12 protein-coding genes are annotated in these 17,651 nt (G+C 60.1%); 7 read left to right on the forward strand and 5 right to left on the reverse strand.

Annotation, left to right across the window (positions count from 1 at the left end):
• The first annotated feature begins 4 nt into the window (after nucleotides 1–4).
• From AB5I84_RS01595 to AB5I84_RS01625, 7 genes are all read left to right on the forward strand, one after another.
• Entirely contained in the window at nucleotides 5–1,408 is a 1,404-nt protein-coding gene (locus tag AB5I84_RS01595; protein ID WP_369454080.1) for an amidase, read from the forward strand.
• A 140-nt stretch (nucleotides 1,409–1,548) separates the two neighbouring features.
• Nucleotides 1,549–2,313 carry a DUF6088 family protein gene (locus AB5I84_RS01600; protein ID WP_369454081.1) on the forward strand — a complete coding sequence of 255 codons (765 nt, stop codon included), beginning with the start codon at nucleotides 1,549–1,551 and terminating at the stop codon, nucleotides 2,311–2,313.
• Nucleotides 2,306–3,394, forward strand: a complete 1,089-nt coding sequence (locus AB5I84_RS01605; RefSeq protein ID WP_369454082.1) for a nucleotidyl transferase AbiEii/AbiGii toxin family protein — start codon at nucleotides 2,306–2,308, stop codon at nucleotides 3,392–3,394. The genes AB5I84_RS01600 and AB5I84_RS01605 overlap by 8 nt, the downstream gene beginning before the upstream one ends.
• A gap of 122 nt (nucleotides 3,395–3,516) precedes the next feature.
• Nucleotides 3,517–3,990, forward strand: coding sequence for a hypothetical protein (locus AB5I84_RS01610; protein WP_369454083.1), 474 nt, complete (start codon nucleotides 3,517–3,519; stop codon nucleotides 3,988–3,990).
• Nucleotides 3,991–4,140: 150 nt separating this feature from the next.
• The gene (locus tag AB5I84_RS01615) at nucleotides 4,141–5,706 is read left to right on the forward strand and encodes a recombinase family protein (protein ID WP_369454084.1); all 1,566 of its coding nucleotides are present in this window, start codon (nucleotides 4,141–4,143) and stop codon (nucleotides 5,704–5,706) included.
• Entirely contained in the window at nucleotides 5,703–6,614 is a 912-nt protein-coding gene (locus AB5I84_RS01620; RefSeq protein WP_369454085.1) for a ParB/RepB/Spo0J family partition protein, read from the forward strand. The genes AB5I84_RS01615 and AB5I84_RS01620 overlap by 4 nt, the downstream gene beginning before the upstream one ends.
• A complete protein-coding gene (locus AB5I84_RS01625) occupies nucleotides 6,611–7,489 on the forward strand; it encodes a plasmid partitioning protein RepB C-terminal domain-containing protein (RefSeq protein ID WP_369454086.1) in 879 nt (292 codons plus the stop codon). Before AB5I84_RS01620 ends, AB5I84_RS01625 begins: the two co-directional genes overlap by 4 nt.
• A 300-nt stretch (nucleotides 7,490–7,789) precedes the next feature.
• Here the strand turns inward: AB5I84_RS01625 and AB5I84_RS01630 are convergent, their stop codons facing one another.
• The 5 genes from AB5I84_RS01630 to drmA form a co-directional block, all read right to left on the reverse strand.
• A complete protein-coding gene (locus tag AB5I84_RS01630) occupies nucleotides 7,790–9,007 on the reverse strand; it encodes a 5-methylcytosine restriction system specificity protein McrC (RefSeq protein WP_369454087.1) in 1,218 nt (405 codons plus the stop codon).
• A 104-nt stretch (nucleotides 9,008–9,111) separates the two neighbouring features.
• Nucleotides 9,112–10,902, reverse strand: a complete 1,791-nt coding sequence (locus AB5I84_RS01635) for an AAA family ATPase (protein ID WP_369454088.1) — start codon at nucleotides 10,900–10,902, stop codon at nucleotides 9,112–9,114.
• 136 nt (nucleotides 10,903–11,038) lie between these two features.
• Nucleotides 11,039–11,800 (reverse strand): DISARM system phospholipase D-like protein DrmC, encoded by a 762-nt coding sequence (gene drmC / locus AB5I84_RS01640; protein WP_369454089.1) that lies wholly within the window; start codon nucleotides 11,798–11,800, stop codon nucleotides 11,039–11,041.
• A gap of 1 nt (nucleotide 11,801) precedes the next feature.
• Nucleotides 11,802–13,661, reverse strand: coding sequence for a DrmB family protein (gene drmB / locus AB5I84_RS01645; RefSeq protein WP_369454090.1), 1,860 nt, complete (start codon nucleotides 13,659–13,661; stop codon nucleotides 11,802–11,804).
• A gap of 2 nt (nucleotides 13,662–13,663) precedes the next feature.
• The gene (gene drmA / locus AB5I84_RS01650; protein ID WP_369454091.1) at nucleotides 13,664–17,629 is read right to left on the reverse strand and encodes a DISARM system helicase DrmA; all 3,966 of its coding nucleotides are present in this window, start codon (nucleotides 17,627–17,629) and stop codon (nucleotides 13,664–13,666) included.
• Between the last annotated feature and the right edge of the window lie 22 nt (nucleotides 17,630–17,651).

Below are 17,651 nucleotides of genomic sequence, written 5' to 3' on the forward strand. Positions count from 1 at the left end.
GCCTGTGGAACGCTTGCACGTATTTACCGATGACGCCTTGGGCCGCTCGGATGCCACTGATCTGGCCGAACGGCTGGCGCGCCGTGAAGTCAGCCAGGAAGAAGTCACCGAAGCCGCCATCGAGCGGCTCCAACGGGCGGCGCCGCTGCAGGCGATGGTGCTGGATACCTTTGATGCCGCGCGCCAGCGTGCCCGCTCCGGCAGCGCCAGCGGTGCGTTTGCCGGCGTGCCGACCTTGATCAAAGACAACATCGACGTGCAGGGGCTGCCGACCCGCCAAGGCAGTGCGGCGGTGGGCGCCAAGCCGCTCAAGCAGACCAGCGAATTGGCGCAGCAGTATCTGGCTCAGGGCTTCAACTTGCTTGGCAAAAGCACGTTGCCGGCATTCGGTTTCACCGCCACCACCGAAACCGCTCACCAACCAGCGACCCGCAACCCTTGGTCGCTGGCCCATTCGTCCGGTGGTTCTTCTGGTGGCTCGGCGGCGCTGGTGGCCGCCGGTGCGGTGCCGATTGCTCACGCCAATGACGGCGGCGGTTCGATCCGCATTCCCGCGGCGTGCTGCGGGCTGGTTGGGTTGAAAAGCACCCGCGGCAGACTGGTAGTGCAAGAAGCTGCCCGCGCACTGCCGATCAACATTGTTTCAGACGGTGTGGTGACCCGCAGCGTGCGCGATACCGCGCGTTTCTTCGCAGCCGCCGAACTTCACTACCGCAACCCCGCGTTGCCGCCGATCGGTAACGTGACTGGCCCCGGGCAGCGCCGTTTGCGTATTGGCGTGATGACGGACTCGTTGATCAAGCCCACCACTTGCCCAGACACTCTGCGCGCACTGGAGCAAACCAGCGTGTTGCTGGCGGATCTGGGACATCAAGTGGAGCCGGCGCGCATCGCACTACCGGGCCGCTTCGTCGATGATTTCCTGCTGTATTGGGGCATGCTCGCGTTCAGCATTCAGACACTCGGGCCGCTGCTGATGCGACAGGGGTTCGAGCGCCGCCAACTGGATCTGCTGACTAAAGGGCTGTCACGCCACTTCGGCCGCAATTTCTGGAAAGCGCCGGGTATGCTGCGGCAGTTGAAGAAAAGCAGCGACCAATACGCGCAGAGCTTGGCCGACTACGACGTGGTGCTGACCCCGGTACTGGCCCACACCACGGTGGAAATCGGTTATCTCGCCGCCGATTTGCCGTTTGAAATCCAGATGGAGCGGTTGCTGGAATACATCACCTTCACGCCTGCCAACAATGCTTCCGGCGCGCCGGCCATCGCGCTGCCGCTGGCTGAAACCAGCACTGGCTTGCCGCTGGGCCTGCAATTCTGCGGCCGCCATGGCGACGAAAGAACCTTGCTGGAGCTGGCATTCGAGCTGGAGGCGGCGCAGCCGTTCCGGTTGCTGGCAGATTGAGTTCGGTCTAGAGCAGGCATGAAAAAGCCCGGGTGCGGTGAAGCGCTCGGGCTTTTTGTTTGGTGGCGGAACACGGAACTGAACCCGCGTCCGCTTTATGAACCAGATAGTAACACCTCGGCCTTAAGGCCGTGAATTCGATGATCTGGCCGAAAACCGTGTTGGCTTTCGGCGAATCCCCCTTTTATGTGCGTGATCCGGGCTCCCAAGACCTCGGAGGCTCCTCTGCGACCATTGACCGGGTACGTCTGCTGCAAATTGCAGTTTGTCAGATACTGATTTATATTTCTGACAAAGGAGCCATGACCATGAGCCATCTTGCCGAGAACATCTTGTCTGCCGCCCGGGCCATGCCCGAGGGTGGTCTGTTGTCGCCCAAGGAGTTCCTGCATCTGGGATCGCGGGCAGCCATCGACAAAACCTTGTCCCGGCTGGCTCAGGAAGGGAAGCTGCTGCGCGTGAGTCGCGGTGCCTATGTCGCACCCCATGAGGGCCGGTTTGGCTCCCGCCCACCGTCCACAGAATCCGTGGTGCAGGCCATCGAGGCCAGCTGCGGTGAAACGGTGGTGGCCAACGGCGCGGCCGAAGCCAATGCGCTGGGCCTGACCACGCAGGTGCCGACCCGCGAGGTTTTTCTCACCTCCGGCGCATCCCGTACCCTGCATCTTGGCAGCCGGTGTGTGGAGCTCAAGCACGGCAATCGCTGGCAACTGCTGCTGGGCAAGCGCCCCGCAGGCAAGGTGATCCGTGCGCTGTCATGGCTGGGGCCGGAGGGCGCACCGGAGGCGCTGAAGCAACTGCGCGCCAAATTGCCCGAGTCCGAGTGGGAGGCCGTGCGTGGCGCGCGGGCCGCACTGCCGAGCTGGATGGCCAAAGTGGTCAGCGAGGCAATGGCATATGGCTGAGTCTTGGTTTTCGCTCAGCCGGGAAGATCAGGTTGAAGCTCTGGAGTTTGCTGCGGCTCGCACCGGGCGGCCTGCGCACCTGCTCGAAAAAGACATCTGGGTGGTCTGGGTGCTGTCCGCCATTTACGAATCCGACCTGGCCAGCAAGCTCACCTTCAAAGGCGGCACCTCGTTGTCCAAGGTGTATCGCATCATCGACCGGTTTTCCGAGGACGTGGATCTCACCTACGACATCCGCGAACTGGCCACCGACCTCTTGAAGGAAGGCAACCCCATTCCCGATTCCGCCAGCCAGGAAAAAAAGATTAGCAGCGCGGTACGCCACCGCCTGCCCGACTGGATCGAGACGACGGTCAAACCTGTCATTGCTGCGGCGCTGGTGAAAGATGGATTGGACGCGAGCCTGACGTTGGCTGGCAAAGATAAGGACAAGCTGATCCTGTCGTATCCGGCGGTCAAAACTGGAACCGGATATTCAGCGCCCACGATCCTGCTGGAGTTTGGTGCCCGCGCCACGGGAGAGCCGCACCATGTTCAGCCAGTGGCATGCGACATCGCACCGGAAATCGAAGGGGTCACTTTCCCAGTCGCCCAGCCCCTGGTGATGGCGGCAGAGCGCACCTTCTGGGAAAAAGCCACCGCTGCCCATGTGTATTGCTTGCAGGGGCGGCTGCGCGGCGAGCGTTATTCGCGTCACTGGTACGACTTGGCCGCCATCGCAAAAACACCTCACTGTGCAGCGGCCTGCGCCGATCAAGCTCTGGCCCAAGCCGTTGCAGAACACAAATCGGTGTTCTTCGTCGAGAAAGATGCTGCTGGTGCCAAGATCGATTACTTCGCCGCCATCAGTGGTCAACTGCAACTGATCCCGGCAGGTGAATCGTTGGCGGCGCTCGAAAAGGACTATGCCGCAATGCTGGAGGATGGTCTGCTGGCGCTGAATCAGCCGAGCTTTGCCGGCATCATCGAGCAGTGCCGCATCATTCAGGACGAGGCCAATCGGCAGGCCATGCTGGGTGAGCGCCGCAAGGCACTGGACGAGTTGGCCGCACAGGCACAAAAACTCGACATGGGTTACTGACACCCTCCCCACCGCGCGGCATCAACCATCAGGCATTTCCGGATCATTGCCCGGTGCTGAGCTTCCCGGATTACCGCTGACGATCAGCCGTTCCCATATGAATTTTCATATGGAGAACTTTGATGTCCAGCACTCTCTGCGCCTGCTGTGGCCAACCATTCGAGCCGCGCCCACAAGTTCCTGGCCAAGCCTACTGCTCCTCGCCCGACTGCCAGCGCGCCCGCAAGCGCCAGTGGCAGCGGGCCAAGCTTCAGTCCGATTCCGACTACCGAATCAACCAGCGCGCAGCCCAGCAGGCATGGTCGCAGCGCAATCCTGACTACTGGCGCAACTACCGTAACGCCCGGCCAGAGTACGAACAGCACAACCGAGCACAACAGCGTCTGCGTGATGTCAGGGGACAGGACACTGGTCTTGCAAAGATGGACGTGTGCGACCTGCCGACAGGCCTGTACCGCATCACACGACACCCAGCCTTTCCAACGGAAAACGGCACTTCATGGATCGTCGAGATCACACCGGCATGCCTGACGTGTCCGTGCAAGATGGACGTGTCAAGAGATGACTTGATCGACACCCCGGCGATTCGCCCTTAACTTCTTTCTCCAAATGGGCTCTCGATCATCCTGAATGGCAACAGTTTCAACCCTGTGCATCTCGACCGGCACCGCGCTGGTCGTGGCCGTGCCAGCAAGGTGAAAAGCAGACCCGAGAGCAGGCGCACATAACAATGAGTGATCGGGTCTATGCAGGCAGAAGAATTTTCAACGGAGGTGGACTCACCCCCTCCAACATTTAGGGCCGCAGAATACGTGCGGATGTCGACCGAGCACCAGCAGTATTCGACGGAGAATCAGGCCGACAAAATCCGTGAGTACGCCGAGCGGCGCAACATCGAGATCGTTCGCACCTATGCCGACGAGGGTAAGAGCGGGCTGCGCATCGATGGCCGCCGAGCACTGCAGCAACTGATCAAGGATGTCGAGACGGGAAACGCGGACTTCCAGGTCATCCTGGTCTACGACGTCAGTCGCTGGGGGCGGTTTCAGGATGCCGACGAGAGTGCTTATTACGAATACATCTGCCGCCGCGCCGGAATCCAAGTCGCCTACTGCGCCGAGCAGTTCGAGAATGATGGCTCGCCCGTGTCCACCATCGTCAAGGGCGTCAAGCGTGCGATGGCGGGCGAATATAGCCGTGAGTTGTCGGCCAAGGTATTCGCGGGGCAGTGCCGCCTGATCGAGTTGGGCTTTCGGCAAGGCGGCCCGGCTGGCTATGGCCTGCGACGCGTGCTGATCGATCAGTCCGGCACGCTCAAAGGTGAATTGGCTCGTGGTGAGCACAAGAGCCTGCAAACTGACCGCGTCATCCTGCAGCCGGGGCCTGACGACGAGGTCGCCGCCGTCAACCAGATCTATCGCTGGTTTGTCACCGACAACCTGGCGGAGCTCGACATTGCCGAACGGCTGAATACCCAAGGGATTCGAACAGACCTTGGACGTGATTGGACACGGGCGACAGTGCGCGAGGTGCTGTCCAACGAGAAATACATCGGCAACAACGTCTACAACCGGCGCTCCTTCAAGCTCAAGAAGCATCGGGTGGTCAACAGCCCCGAGATGTGGATCAAGAAGGAAGGTGCGTTTGAGGGCATCGTGCCGCCGGAGCTCTTTTACACGGCGCAAGGCATCCTGCGCGCACGATCACACCGCTACAGCGATGAGGAGCTGATCGAGAAGCTGCGCAACCTGTACCAGCGTCATGGCTATCTCTCCGGTCTGATCATCGACGAGGCCGAAGGCGTGCCCTCGTCGGCGGCCTATGCGCACCGTTTTGGCAGCCTGATCCGCGCGTACCAGACGGTGGGCTTCACTCCGGATCGGGACTACCAGTATCTGGAGGTGAACCAGTTCCTGCGCCGACTGCATCCGGAGATCGTCGGCCAGACCGAACGGATGATCGCCGAGGTCGGTGGCATGGTCGAACGTGATCCGGCCACCGATCTCCTCACCGTCAACCACGAGTTCACCGTCTCGCTAGTGCTGGCCCGTTGCCAGTTGCTCGACAACGGGCGGCGGCGCTGGAAGGTGCGCTTCGACACCAGCCTCGCGCCCGACATCACGGTGGCCGTGCGGCTAGATGAAACAAATCAGGCGGCGCTGGATTACTACCTGTTGCCGCGACTCGACTTCGGCCAGCCCCGCATCCATCTCGCCGATCACAACGGCATCGAGTTCGAGTGTTACCGCTTCGACAGCCTGGACTACCTGTACGGCATGGCCCGGCGCATCCGCATAAGGAGGGCCGCATGAACCAGGATAAAGAGCATCGCCACTCGGAATTGCGGATGATCCCGTTGAACCGGATCGAGGTTCTGAATCCGCGCGAACGCAACAGCCGCGTGTTCGAACAGATCGTCGGCAACATCCAGAGCATCGGCCTGAAGAAGCCCATCATCGTTACACCGCGCCCGGGGAACGATGGCGAGCACTACCTGCTCATCTGCGGTGAGGGGCGTTTCAAGGCCTTCAAGACGCTCGGCCACCAGGAAATCCCCGCGATGGTGATGAACGTCGATGATGAATCGGCCTTCATCATGAGCCTGACGGAGAACATCGCACGGCGCAAATTCAGCCCGCTGGAGCTGCTGATCGGCATCGAACAACTGCGGGATCAGGGCTACGACAAGAAAGACATTGCGCAGAAGACGGGCCTGAGTCCGGAGTATGTCCAGGGCATCCTGTACCTGCTCAAGAATGGCGAAGAGCGCCTGCTGATGGCCGTCGGCAGCGGACGCATCCCGCTCAACGCGGCGATCACGATTGCTGGCGCGGGCACCGATGACAAGGCAATCCAGGCCGCACTGCAGGAAGCCTATGAATCCGGCAAGCTGCGTGGCAGCCAACTGATCCAGGCACGGCGGGTCATCGAACGTCGCCGCACGCAAGGTCGGGCCGTCGGCGGCAAGATGTCATCCCGCAAACCCAATGCGGATGTGACCACGTCGAGTCTCGTGCGCAACTACCAACGTGAAGTCGAGCGCCAGAAGCAGCTGGTCAGGAAGGCCGAGACTGCCCAGCGCAACCTGCTGTTCATCGTCGGTGCGTTGCGTCAGTTGCTGGTAGACGAGAATTTCACCAACCTGCTGCGCGCCGAGGGAATGGACTCGTTACCGCAGTATCTGGCGGATCGGGTCTGGGCGCGGGGGTGTGGCACATGAGCAGACCGCCACTGGGCTTCGTGCCGGAGCCTCTATTTCTCGAGCTTTCGGCCATCCTGCCATCGCGCAAGACCCCCGAGGGCTTGTTTGCCTCCCGAAAATTCAAGCAGATCCTCGCGTCCATCGAGGCTGTCGGGCTGATCGAGCCCCTGTCGGTGGGAAAGCCCTCCCGCGAGGGCCAGTACATCTTGCTCGATGGGCACACACGGCTGGTGGCGCTGAAGCAGTTGGGCTTCGACAAGGCACCGTGCCTCGTGGCCACCGACGACGAGAGCTACACCTACAACAACCGGGTCAATCGCCTTTCCAGCATTCAGGAGCACCTCATGATCCGCCGCGCCGTCGAACGCGGCGTCACCCCGGAAAAGCTCGCGAAAGCATTGGACGTGGACATCAGCCACATCATCAAGAAACTGAATCTGCTCGATGGCATCTGCCCGGAGGCCGCCGAGTTGCTGCGCGATCAAACCTTCTCGGCCAACCTTGGCGCAGTGCTACGCAAGCTCAAGCCAACCCGTCAGGTCGAATGCGTCGAACTGATGGTCAGCGCCAACAACATCACGGTGGCCTATGCACAGGCCTTGGTGGCCGCCACACCCAGTAACCTGCTCGTCGGCGAGACCAAGCCCAAGAAAATGACCGGCGTCAGCGCCGATCAGATGGCCAAGATGGAGCGGGAAATGGGCAATCTCCAAGAGCAGTTCAAGCTGGCCGAGCAGACCTATGGCCAAGACATCCTCAATCTGGTGCTGGCCAAGGGCTATCTCGCCAAGCTGATGGCCAATGAAGCCATCTTGCGGCACCTGACGAGAAATCATCCCGACGTGCTGAACGAGTTTGACAGCATCGTGCGCATGGTGGCGCTGGACAAGTAAGTGGCGCACGATCTGAAGTAGTGAGCGAAATCCTTCCTGCCCGAAGGTCGTAGTGCTGCCCATGTGGGCGATACGCCGTTCTTTAACAATCTGGATGTGTCAGGGTCATCGCTCCCGAAGCGGACGTCCTGCTTTTGTCCGTTATAGAGAGCGATGGCCGACAGGCTTGCCGCTGGCCTGCCCATTCGCACAGGGGTCTGCGAATGGGCGAACAGCGGCAACTTTGTAGTACCAACGCTGGCTGGTGCAGGGAGGCAAGCCCGCTTATGTGATCCGTGCCCACATTGATCGACCGAAATTTCAAGCTCTCGCAGACCAAACAGCAGTAGTGGCTAGTTGCATGACCAGCGAACGTAACTTGGCCACTGCGTCGGTGGAGTTGTGGGGCAACGTGGCAAAGCTGATCTTTTTCCGGTCATCAAGGCTCCATGGGCTGTTCTGCTCAGCATGGGGAGTATCAGGTTTTGATGGGTCGAAGGGATACGCCAAGAGACCCCAGGTTTCAATTCCGACGGGTGCTTGAAAGCGTCCGAGGTAGGCAGCCATCTGGTACAGGTCGTCGCGTTGCGGCCCATTTGGTGAGCTGGCAGACGGATGGAGGGACTTGTATTTCGCATCAACCACCCCCTTGATGACGGAGCCAGAGAGCAGTATCGCGTCGGGTATCAATGTGCCCAGACCTTGGCCCGAAACATTGCTATGGAGCAGTTTCTTGGTGGCAGACTTATCGCGAGTGCCGTGGATCACTGTCAGAGGTACAGCGGCCTTCCGCAGGATGCTGAGGACGTACATCTCCCAGAGCTCGGCAACGTCGAGCAACACCCCTTTCGTTTCACCGCTGGCATCAATATCGGCAGCGAGCCCCCTTCGGTTTGCAATCTGCCTTGATAACTCAGCGATAGACGCGAAACCTGCGGTGATCGGCGTGTAGCGAATCCGGTCCAGTTGAGCTTTCGTCGGCACGCGTGGTCGCGCACCGGTGACAGCCATCAGATGGGGAAGGAGCTCCTTGGCACGCGTAGGCAGCCATTTTTCGTCCGGCACCCCAAGCCACCGTCGCAGAACCTCGTAGGCGGCGACGATGGCATCGGATGCTGCGTGATCCAACGATCGCTCCGAACGGATAGACACGACCTGTCCACCACCCGTGGCGATCAAGCGCAGAGATGCCGGGACATCAAGCCGTCCCCTGACAGTCGCGCCTTCGGTGGCCACTTCACGGCGAAGCGCAGGCAGCCCATGCCGTGCCGCCTCGATGAAGCCATGGGCCCAAACGGACGCGAGGAGTTGGGCAATGAACGATTCGTCCTCCCTGAGCCTTCCGGGCGCGTCGGTCAGCACGACCGACGTGGCTTCAAAAAGCCAACTCCGAAGCGTGGCCAAACCAAAACGTGGCTCAATAGTCAGGCTGTGTCCCTCGAAGGAAATTGAGCCGACGTACCGGCCAGCCCACCAAGTGCCGTCCCATGCACAGTAGACGATGGGTTCATCGTCATCCCTTTCGCCGGAGATGGGCACGACAAGATTCGAGGCTCGGACATTGGTTGCGAGCTTACGGAGCCAGTTCGCCTCCGCCGCTGTCGGTTGCGGGACAAGCGGCGAGCAGTCACGCGCGACTAGTTTCACTCGGCCACCGACGGCTTGAGTAGAACCCTAGACAGCCGGTCGAGCTCACCATTGCGTGCGTTTGCGTCCAGTCCGGCGAGATACTGCTCGAGCAATGGACGAAGGGACAGATTCCACACCTGCACTACTGGCTCCAGAGCTTCACCCTTTTTGTTCCAGAGATAGTTCTGCTTGCGCGTCGGTCGAGTGCCGAGGAAATTGCGCAGGAATACGACCACGTCGAGCAGGTAGGTGTGCCCGATCTCGTACTGCGAGCCCAGCAGCGGGCTGTCGTGGATCTGCCTGTTCAAAGCCGCCGCCGCTGCAGCCAATTTGCGGAAGTCCGGTTCGATGCGATCCCACGCAAGCCCCGATTTCAGATTATGCCACTTGGATTCGGCGGCACCGACAAGAGCCTCTGCGTCAAACGGGCACAGTAGCCACAGGAAGCGGCGGCGCAGCGCGAAGTCGATCTGCTCAATGGACTGGTCGATCAGGTTCATGGTGCCGATCACGTACAGATCGTCCGGGATGCGCAGCTTCATTGCTGCCCCGTCGCCATTGCGTGCCGGAAGCTCAATCGTCTGATTGCGATCCTCAAGCAAGGAGAAGCACTCGCCGAGCATCCGACTCAGATCCGTCCGGTTCATTTCATCCAGTATCAGGATGTGCGGCAGACGTTCCGCGCGTGGCTGCCGCTCAATGTCCTCAATCAGTTTCGGAAGGTAGCCAGCTCGATATTCCGTGCCACCGCCATTCGAAATGTGGAGTGCGCGGATGAAGTCCTCGTAGCTGTAGGCCGGATGCAGCTGTAGTCGATGCACGTTGTCGCGGATTGCGGATTCGATAGCAGATTGCGACTGGAAGTAGCGAGCGGGCCCCATCTGGCTGAGAGCAGCAGATCGGATGACGCGCTCAGCCAGCTTCTTGGCGCGGAAGGTCTTGCCAGTACCCGGCGGGCCATAGAGGACGATCTGCTTCTTGTGCTGGATGATCTCCAGGGGCGCGCCATCAGATGCACCCTCGCTGTCGTCGTACCAAGCCTCGACAAGCGGCGACCAGTAAAAATCCAGCTCCCGGTTGGGAAGCAGCTTTTCGAGCTCCTGGCGAATGGCCAAGATCGCCCGGTCATCATCCTCTGATTCGGCAGTGACTAGTCCCGAGAAAGCCTTGATGACTCTGCGCTTGTGATTGCCACTTGCTATGCGCTCGAAGTGCTCGGGGAACAGGAGGTGGAGAAGCATGTGCCGGAGCTGCTTCGACTCGGCATCCTCGATGCTGTCCACGATATCTTGAAAGAGCCACGGATCGGCGGCCACCTGTACTTGCCGATCCTGCGGTAACTTCTTCCATGCGATGGCGAGTTCGATCAGGAAAGCAATCTCGAAAGGGCGGCGGGTGTTGTAGCCCTGACCGCCACTGCCGATCCCGTTGGCGAAGGCTGCCGAAACAGGGTGTGATTCCGGCAGGTTGTCATCGCCCCAGCCGAGCACTTCGTTCACGACCTGCCGCTTGCGCATGCCACCAACACTAGACGGGAACAGGAAGTACACGCTCAAGATCTCTGCCGCAAGACGTGATACATCCTGGCCAGCCTTGCCCACCTGGTCTTTGAACTTGTCGATGAACGTCCGGTCGCCTTCGTCTGGTGTGGCAACAAAGGCCTTGTGGATGCGATCCAGCACGTCAGGGCGCCAAACAGATGCATCACTGAACAGCAGAGAGCCATCGCTCAGTAGGCAGTTGGCGCGGAATGAGTCCGCTGCTTGGTAGATCTTGCTGGTATCGTGTTCTGAATATCTCGCCATCTATATTTCCCTCCTCAATAAGCCCAGCGGGTCACTACCGCAGATCCCCCGAGCAGGGAGCCTCTGTCCAAGCTGCCAGCGATGATCTTGCTACTACTGATCCATCCGGGAGCTTGAGATGCCTTGGCGATCATCATCAAACCGGGGACACAATTTTCGTGTCGACGAGTGAGCACAGGTGTTCATCAAGCAGCTTTGCAATGCGCCCGCCAGAGATCAGCACACCGGCCTCCATGTTCTTCTCCATGGCGTGCCCGGTCAGGTTCGCGCTGGTGATGAAACACATCCTGCCGTCTGCGACAGCGACTTTGGCGTGAACGCGTCCATCGGAAAACGGATCGGCCTTGTCGCGCCAGGCATAGAGATTGGCGGCCGGAACCAGCGTCCTCATTTTGCCTATCGCGTCGAAGGTAATGCTGCCGCCGTGCTCTTGGGACAACTCAAGCAGCATTGATATGGCCACACCGCGATCATTTGCCGCGTTCAGCGCCTTTACGATGGTGGACACGTCGTAGGCCACGAAGCTGGTAATGAACAACGACTGTTCAGCGGAATTGATGACCTGCAGAAGTGCCTGCTCTGTTCGACGCGCTGACACGAAAGGCGTCGTCGGGCCAGTCCACACGAGTTCGGTGGATTGCTCCGAAGCGGCTTTGGTGTAGACATGGCTGGCAGCGATAAGCATCGATGCCAGTTCGTCTGAGCCGACCTCGGTGTTTTGCCACGCGGCTGCAAGTTGCTCGACCACGGTACTGGCCACCGGGGTTCCCACCACGCTCGGCAACGTCGACGCAGCTTTGCTGGCTTCGGTTCGACGAACGCGGGCGGCAACGGCCTGTACCTTTTCAGGCGAAACCAGAGAAACCAATGCTGCAATGGCATCCAAGAGTTCATCCATGTCAGAAACCCTTGAAGAAAGCAGCGTCGGCGCGTTCGAGTGTTGGTACGAGCAGCGATCGATCCAGATAGCGGTTGCCTCGCTCACAAGAGGTCTCCGCTACCAAACTGCACGCATGGCAGGCGGCACCATGCAGTGATCGATCCTTTTCTGGATCATGTTCCGAACAGAGAGGATCAGAGGAACAGATCTTCGAGCGATTCAACGCTTGCTCCAGCAAGCGGCCAAGATTTTCTGGCTTGCCAAGATCGACGAGGCCGCCCAGCGTGCCGTCCGAATCGGCTGCTGCTGTGTAGATGAGGATGCCTGCCTGCGGGCTGTCGCCCGACGTATCGGCATAGATGCGCTCACGAATGCTCGCGGCGTTGTATCCGCATTCCAGCGCCAACTCCCGAATCAGTAGATGAGACAGCGTGTGCAGCATCGCATAACGAATGCCGGGGTAGCCTTCGTTCGGGTCGAGATGACGCGAATTGCGCCACCCCTTATGACCACCACGGAGCATCTGGTCGACATTCTTCACACCATCCAGAGCCTCCCACTTGACGAGCGCAGCCTCATCGAACTGGATGAAGATTCCTTCACCATGAACCTGGTTGGCTGGCACCCAATCCGGCTTGCTGCGTGACAGGCTGGCCATCTGCGGACGCTCATTGGGGTCGCCAGACTCTTCGGGGGCTTCGACCCGGGTGAAGCCCAGCAACGCATTCACCTCGCGCAAACGTTCGAGGAGCAAGACTCGACTGATATGGCCTCCGAGGCCCTGTGGCGTGCCGACCTTCTTACTCATGAAGTGCGGGTAGTCCGTGGGCGGGTTGGCCTCCGTCAGCACATCCCACTCGGGCCCTTTGATGTCGGCCTCACCTACGACATCCTGCCCGCCTCCGGAGCGATGTGCCTCGATGGCCGACCAGATCGAGGCCGCCGCATATTTGTCTATTCCTGGCAGCGCACCAGTCTTCTTCAAGGTCTTCACCGTCACCGACACTTCGGCTTCGGAGTCGAGATCTTCGAAAAACTCCCAGCCATCCTGGATCAGCTGACTGAGCGGGTCGTTGGTCTGAGGAATCGCGAGCGCCGAGAGCGTGATGGGGAACCAGCTGTTCGTGGCACCCAGCAGAACGGCGCGAGCCTCTTCATCACATTCGTGATCGAAGTGATCGAGATGCGGGTGACGCCCTCGGCAACCGGGCAGATTCTCTTTTCCGGCTTTTCCAAAGGCGTGCGCCATGCTTCTGGACGCCCCACAGGCATCACACTTCACCCACAGGTTTTCGGTTTGCAGCGATGCACCACTCTCGAAGAAGCGCAGTGTGCCTTTGCAAGAACTGTTGCCGCCGTGGACGAAGTAGTGCCAAGGGAAGTCGTCGAGGTGACCATCGCGACAGGCCAGCAGAAAACGCGCGGGGACGGCATCCGCATCCTTGGCCGGTTGGTCGCCTTTGGAACCACGGCAGCCTTTGTGAACGAAGCGGGTTCGCTCCGGCCTGAAGCGGTTCTCCTTGATCTCGAACAGACCGGCATCAAAGGGGGACAGCAGACCGCACTTCACGCAGCGCATCCAGCGCGGGAATGGCCGGACGGGAACGCCGATATTGGCCTCGGCAGACCAGACATCAACGAGTTCGCTTTTCTGGAAAGGCGGCATCCGCAGATTCTCGACCTGCGTTCCCAGAACCTTCCGAACGGCAGCAAGCAGCCGTGCCTCTTGAATCGGTTGGCAGCGATCCTTTTCCCAGCGGTCGATACCGAGTGTCACTACGGAAAGGCTGGGCAGGTCGATCAGCGCACCGGGGCCATAAGTCCACAGCAATTGGCTTGGGCGTACTTCGCCGACTGGAGTTTTGTTGTTGATGATCATGTTCAATCCTCATCCTTCGTTGCGGGACGAGGCTTCCAATCGTGATCGTCCGTGATATGGCTCGTGTTCATGATCAGACGCACGCCGGGCTCGACCTCTCGCATCGACATCGGTACGGTCCAGTTGTCCCAGGCTTGAAGTCCAGGCGACTTGATCAATGCCACGGTCTTGTCTTTTTCGGGGCCGCGCTTCTCGTAGGCCAAGATCCGTCCACCCTTGCTGACTTCTTTCGCCCATTCGTCGGCGCGCTCTTTCAGCTCAGTCTCAGCCAACTGCTTGCGCGAGTTATCTTCCGCGACATTGCCTGCGCGTGTCGCCAAGACCTTGATGGCATCGACGATTTCGGCCTGATTGGACATGCTCAATTGGCCAGCACCTTCGTTCGGGCTGAATTCGTCGTTCTCCAGACGCATCAGGCTCAACAACGAGCCCGTCAGGCCACGATCCATCGCGCGTGGCGAGAATGGCGTTACCGATTGCGCCTCGACATGCTTGTAGAACGTGGCGTGGTAGTGCTCGAAGGTTTCGTAATGCGATAGGTCGCGTGGCCGGGCCCACGTCAGCACCGTGCAGACCAAGCCGGGGAAGGAGCGCCCGACACGGCTGGTGGCCTGAATGTATTCGGCGGTTCCCTTGGGTTGCCCGTTCACAGCCATCAGTCCGAGCCGGTTTACGTCGACACCCACTGAAAGCATGTTGGTGGCCAGCACCACATCGATGGCGCGCGTGTCGCCCTCTTGCCACTTGGTCACGTACTTGCCGACTGCGGCGTCGAACTCGGACTTGAACTTGACCTCCAGGTTATCGAGGTACTTGGGGATGTCCTGGCTCGATACCCGCGACGTCAGCTCGCGAATGTTGCTAATGCTGCGTTGTGCCAGCGCAGGCCGCTCCACCATGCTCATCTGCACGCGATAGGAACGTGTCTGCACATCGTCCTCTGCCAGCCGCTTCATCCCGCCCAATTCACGCAGGGAGTTGAAGTAGCCGACCATGGTCATGTACGGGTCAGCAGGTTCGCCAAAGTGATCGAACAGTTCTTGCGCCGCCGTCAGGAACGCGGTGTAGACGCGGATCAGCATTGCGGGGCGAGAACTACCGGGGGAGCACACGCCGAGGTAACGCCGTCCCGGTTTTTCTTCGATCGGTCTCTGCACCGAGAAGAAGTTGTCTTCCACGTCCAGTCCATGCGGCGGGAACACCGAAACTCGACGCATGAAGACGTTGTTCACTTGCTCCTTGGCTTTGCGCACCGTCGCCGTGGAGGCAATGATCTTCGGTTTGACCGTCTTGCCATCAAGTGTCCAGCCGCACAATTCATCCACGGCGGTCTCATACAAGCCCACCATGGTGCCCAGCGGCCCACTGATCAGGTGGAACTCGTCCTGAATGATCAGGTCAGGCGGGCGGATCGGGTTGATGACCTTCACCTTGGATGAAGGGAAGCCCTTGCCCGCTTGGTGATTGCCATTGCAATCGGCACCTTGCCAAAGCAAGCCGTGGCGCTCGCATTCCTGGCCCACGCGACCAAACAGTGTGCGCACCTGACCACGCCACGCCATCATGGCGAACTTGTCCACGGTGGCGATCATCATCGTGGGTGGGCGGTGGTAGATCTCTTCGTCCACGACCAGTACCGGAATCCCCGGGTGTGGCTGCTTGCTGGATTTGCCCTTGGAAAAATCGCAGCGGCCTTTCTTGTCACCACAGTAGACGAAGGTACGGCCAGTGCCTTTGTCGACCTCGACGTCGCGCCCAGGGGCCACTTCCGAGCCACACCAAGGGCAACTGGTGAGCTGCGCGGGCGATGCCGCTCCGGCGTTGTATTTGCCGGGGTTACGTACATCCTCGATGGCGCGGTGGCTGTCCTCGGTCGTGCCCGGTGTCACCTTGTTGCCAACCCAGAGGCCGATGGTGAAGGGTTCCGTGCCGAGGGATTTGTCTCCCTTGTCCAGCGCTTCACGCCGCAACACTTCCATGGCGCAAATCAATGCCGTGGCGCGCTGGAATTGCTGCAGCGTCAGCAAGCGCAGTGTGTAACGCATGATCACGGCCAAGCCGCGTGAGCTGTCGTAGCCGCCGAGATTGCCCTGCATGCGCCTAATGGCCATGGTAAAGGCCGCCACACCCAAATAGGCTTCTGTCTTACCACCACCGGTGGGGAACCACAGCAGATCGGCGTAGGCCTCGACGGGCTGGACGCGATCTGGATGACTCGGATCTGCCAACGACGGGATCGAGAGCAGCAGAAACGCCAACTGGAATGGACGCCAGCTGCGGTTCTTCAACACATCGAACTTGTCGATGGTGACATCCTCGCCCCGGCGCATGGCCAGCGCGTATTGGCTGCGCACGCGCTGCGTCGCCATCGCACGGTTGGCGAAGCGAAAGGCAGCAAGCGCTTTCTCATCGGCTTTCAGCGTGTCGATACCCTGCTGCAGGCGCGTGTGGATCTCCTGGCAACGATCCATCGCTTGTTGCGACTGGGTGTCGTAGCCGGTCACTTCGGCACCGACGCGGGCACGCTGTTCATCGATCCACGCGGCGTAATCCTTGGTCAGCATGCTCAAGGCATCGACGAGCGGGTCGATCTCCAGGGTCGCCAGCCGCTGCATATCGAGCAGGCCACTGCTGACCATCTGGCGCATCGCTGGACGATCGCTTGGATCAAGCCCGGGTGTTTCCGTGACCTGCACTTCGTACTGCGGCATCACCGTGGTGCGCACCTCAGTGGCCAGCGTCACATCGTCTGCGGTTTCGGCATGGATGGCAACGCCATGGCCCACGGCGAATTCGACGCGGTTGCGGTAGATCATCTCCAACGCTTCACGCTCGGGGTCCATGCCGTCGGCGTCCAGCACCGGCCTGCGCCGGAAGATGGCACGCTTGGCGGCTTCCTTCTCCGATCGAACGATCAGCTCGGGCTGGAACACCCACGCCGTATCACGGTTGGTGTCCGGCTCTTCCTGTGCGTTCACCAGGAACAAGGTGACCAGCCGATCGCCATTGGCATTCTTGGCCCGGATAGAACCCTGCACGCGCACTTCGGGAAACTCGTTGTCGGGTGCTTGATGTGGAATCACGCCTTCGGTCAGTGGCAGCACGATCTTGCCGCCACAAGGAATGCGTTGCCACACCTTGGCCTTCTGCCCGTTGGACTTGAGCAGTTCATGATCATCATTCGGTACACGCTCGTACCGGCCCCAACGCGCTTCGATCTCGATCCGATCAGCGTCACCATCGACGCAGAAAGTCATGCCCAAACTACTGGGCACCAGAGACTGGTTGCTGGCAGCGTCGATCTCGTCAGCCGAATCCGATTCCGGCTCTACACGCCCGGTGGCCGTTCCAAACTCCGCCCCCGGTTCGTGACGTCCGGGAGCCTTGGCCTCCGTGGGCACCTCAAAGTCGTCATTGGCCAGTGGCCCGTCCAGCCCCTCAATGCCGCCCTGTGTGGCCTCACGCGGGGCCAGTTTGCCAACCAAGTAGCGATCCCGCACACCCATGTCGACGATGCGTTCGCGGGGGCCACCAGCCGGGCCGAGCAGGTCGTCCATCACGGCCAACTGCAGCAGTTCGCGGATGTAAGCCTGATCCTCGATGATCGGCACTTCGGCGATCGTCTTGTGCAACGCCTTGGGGAGCGACTCCAGGAAATCCGTCCATTGAATGCGACCAACGCTGCCGGACGAAGGCGGGGTGAGCGAAGTAAGACCAATCGAAACCGCCGGATCGACAAACAGCATGCGGTCGAAGTAGATCGTGGTGGTCTCCAGATCGGAACGAAGTCGCAGCACCCGCCCGACTCGTGTGATGTGACCGGCGGCATTTAGGATCAAGACCCAATCATCATCCGCGATAGCTTGATACAGCGAATGCTCACCTTTCAGTCGCAACGTATAAGGTGCAAGTGTGAGGTCTGCAGCGATGCCATGATCGATGGCGATCCATGCATTGGGTTGTTTCACTACCGTACCTGTCTGCATCTTG

It is taken from the genome of Alcanivorax sp. REN37, from assembly GCF_041102775.1.
GTDB lineage: Bacteria > Pseudomonadota > Gammaproteobacteria > Pseudomonadales > Alcanivoracaceae > Isoalcanivorax > Isoalcanivorax beigongshangi.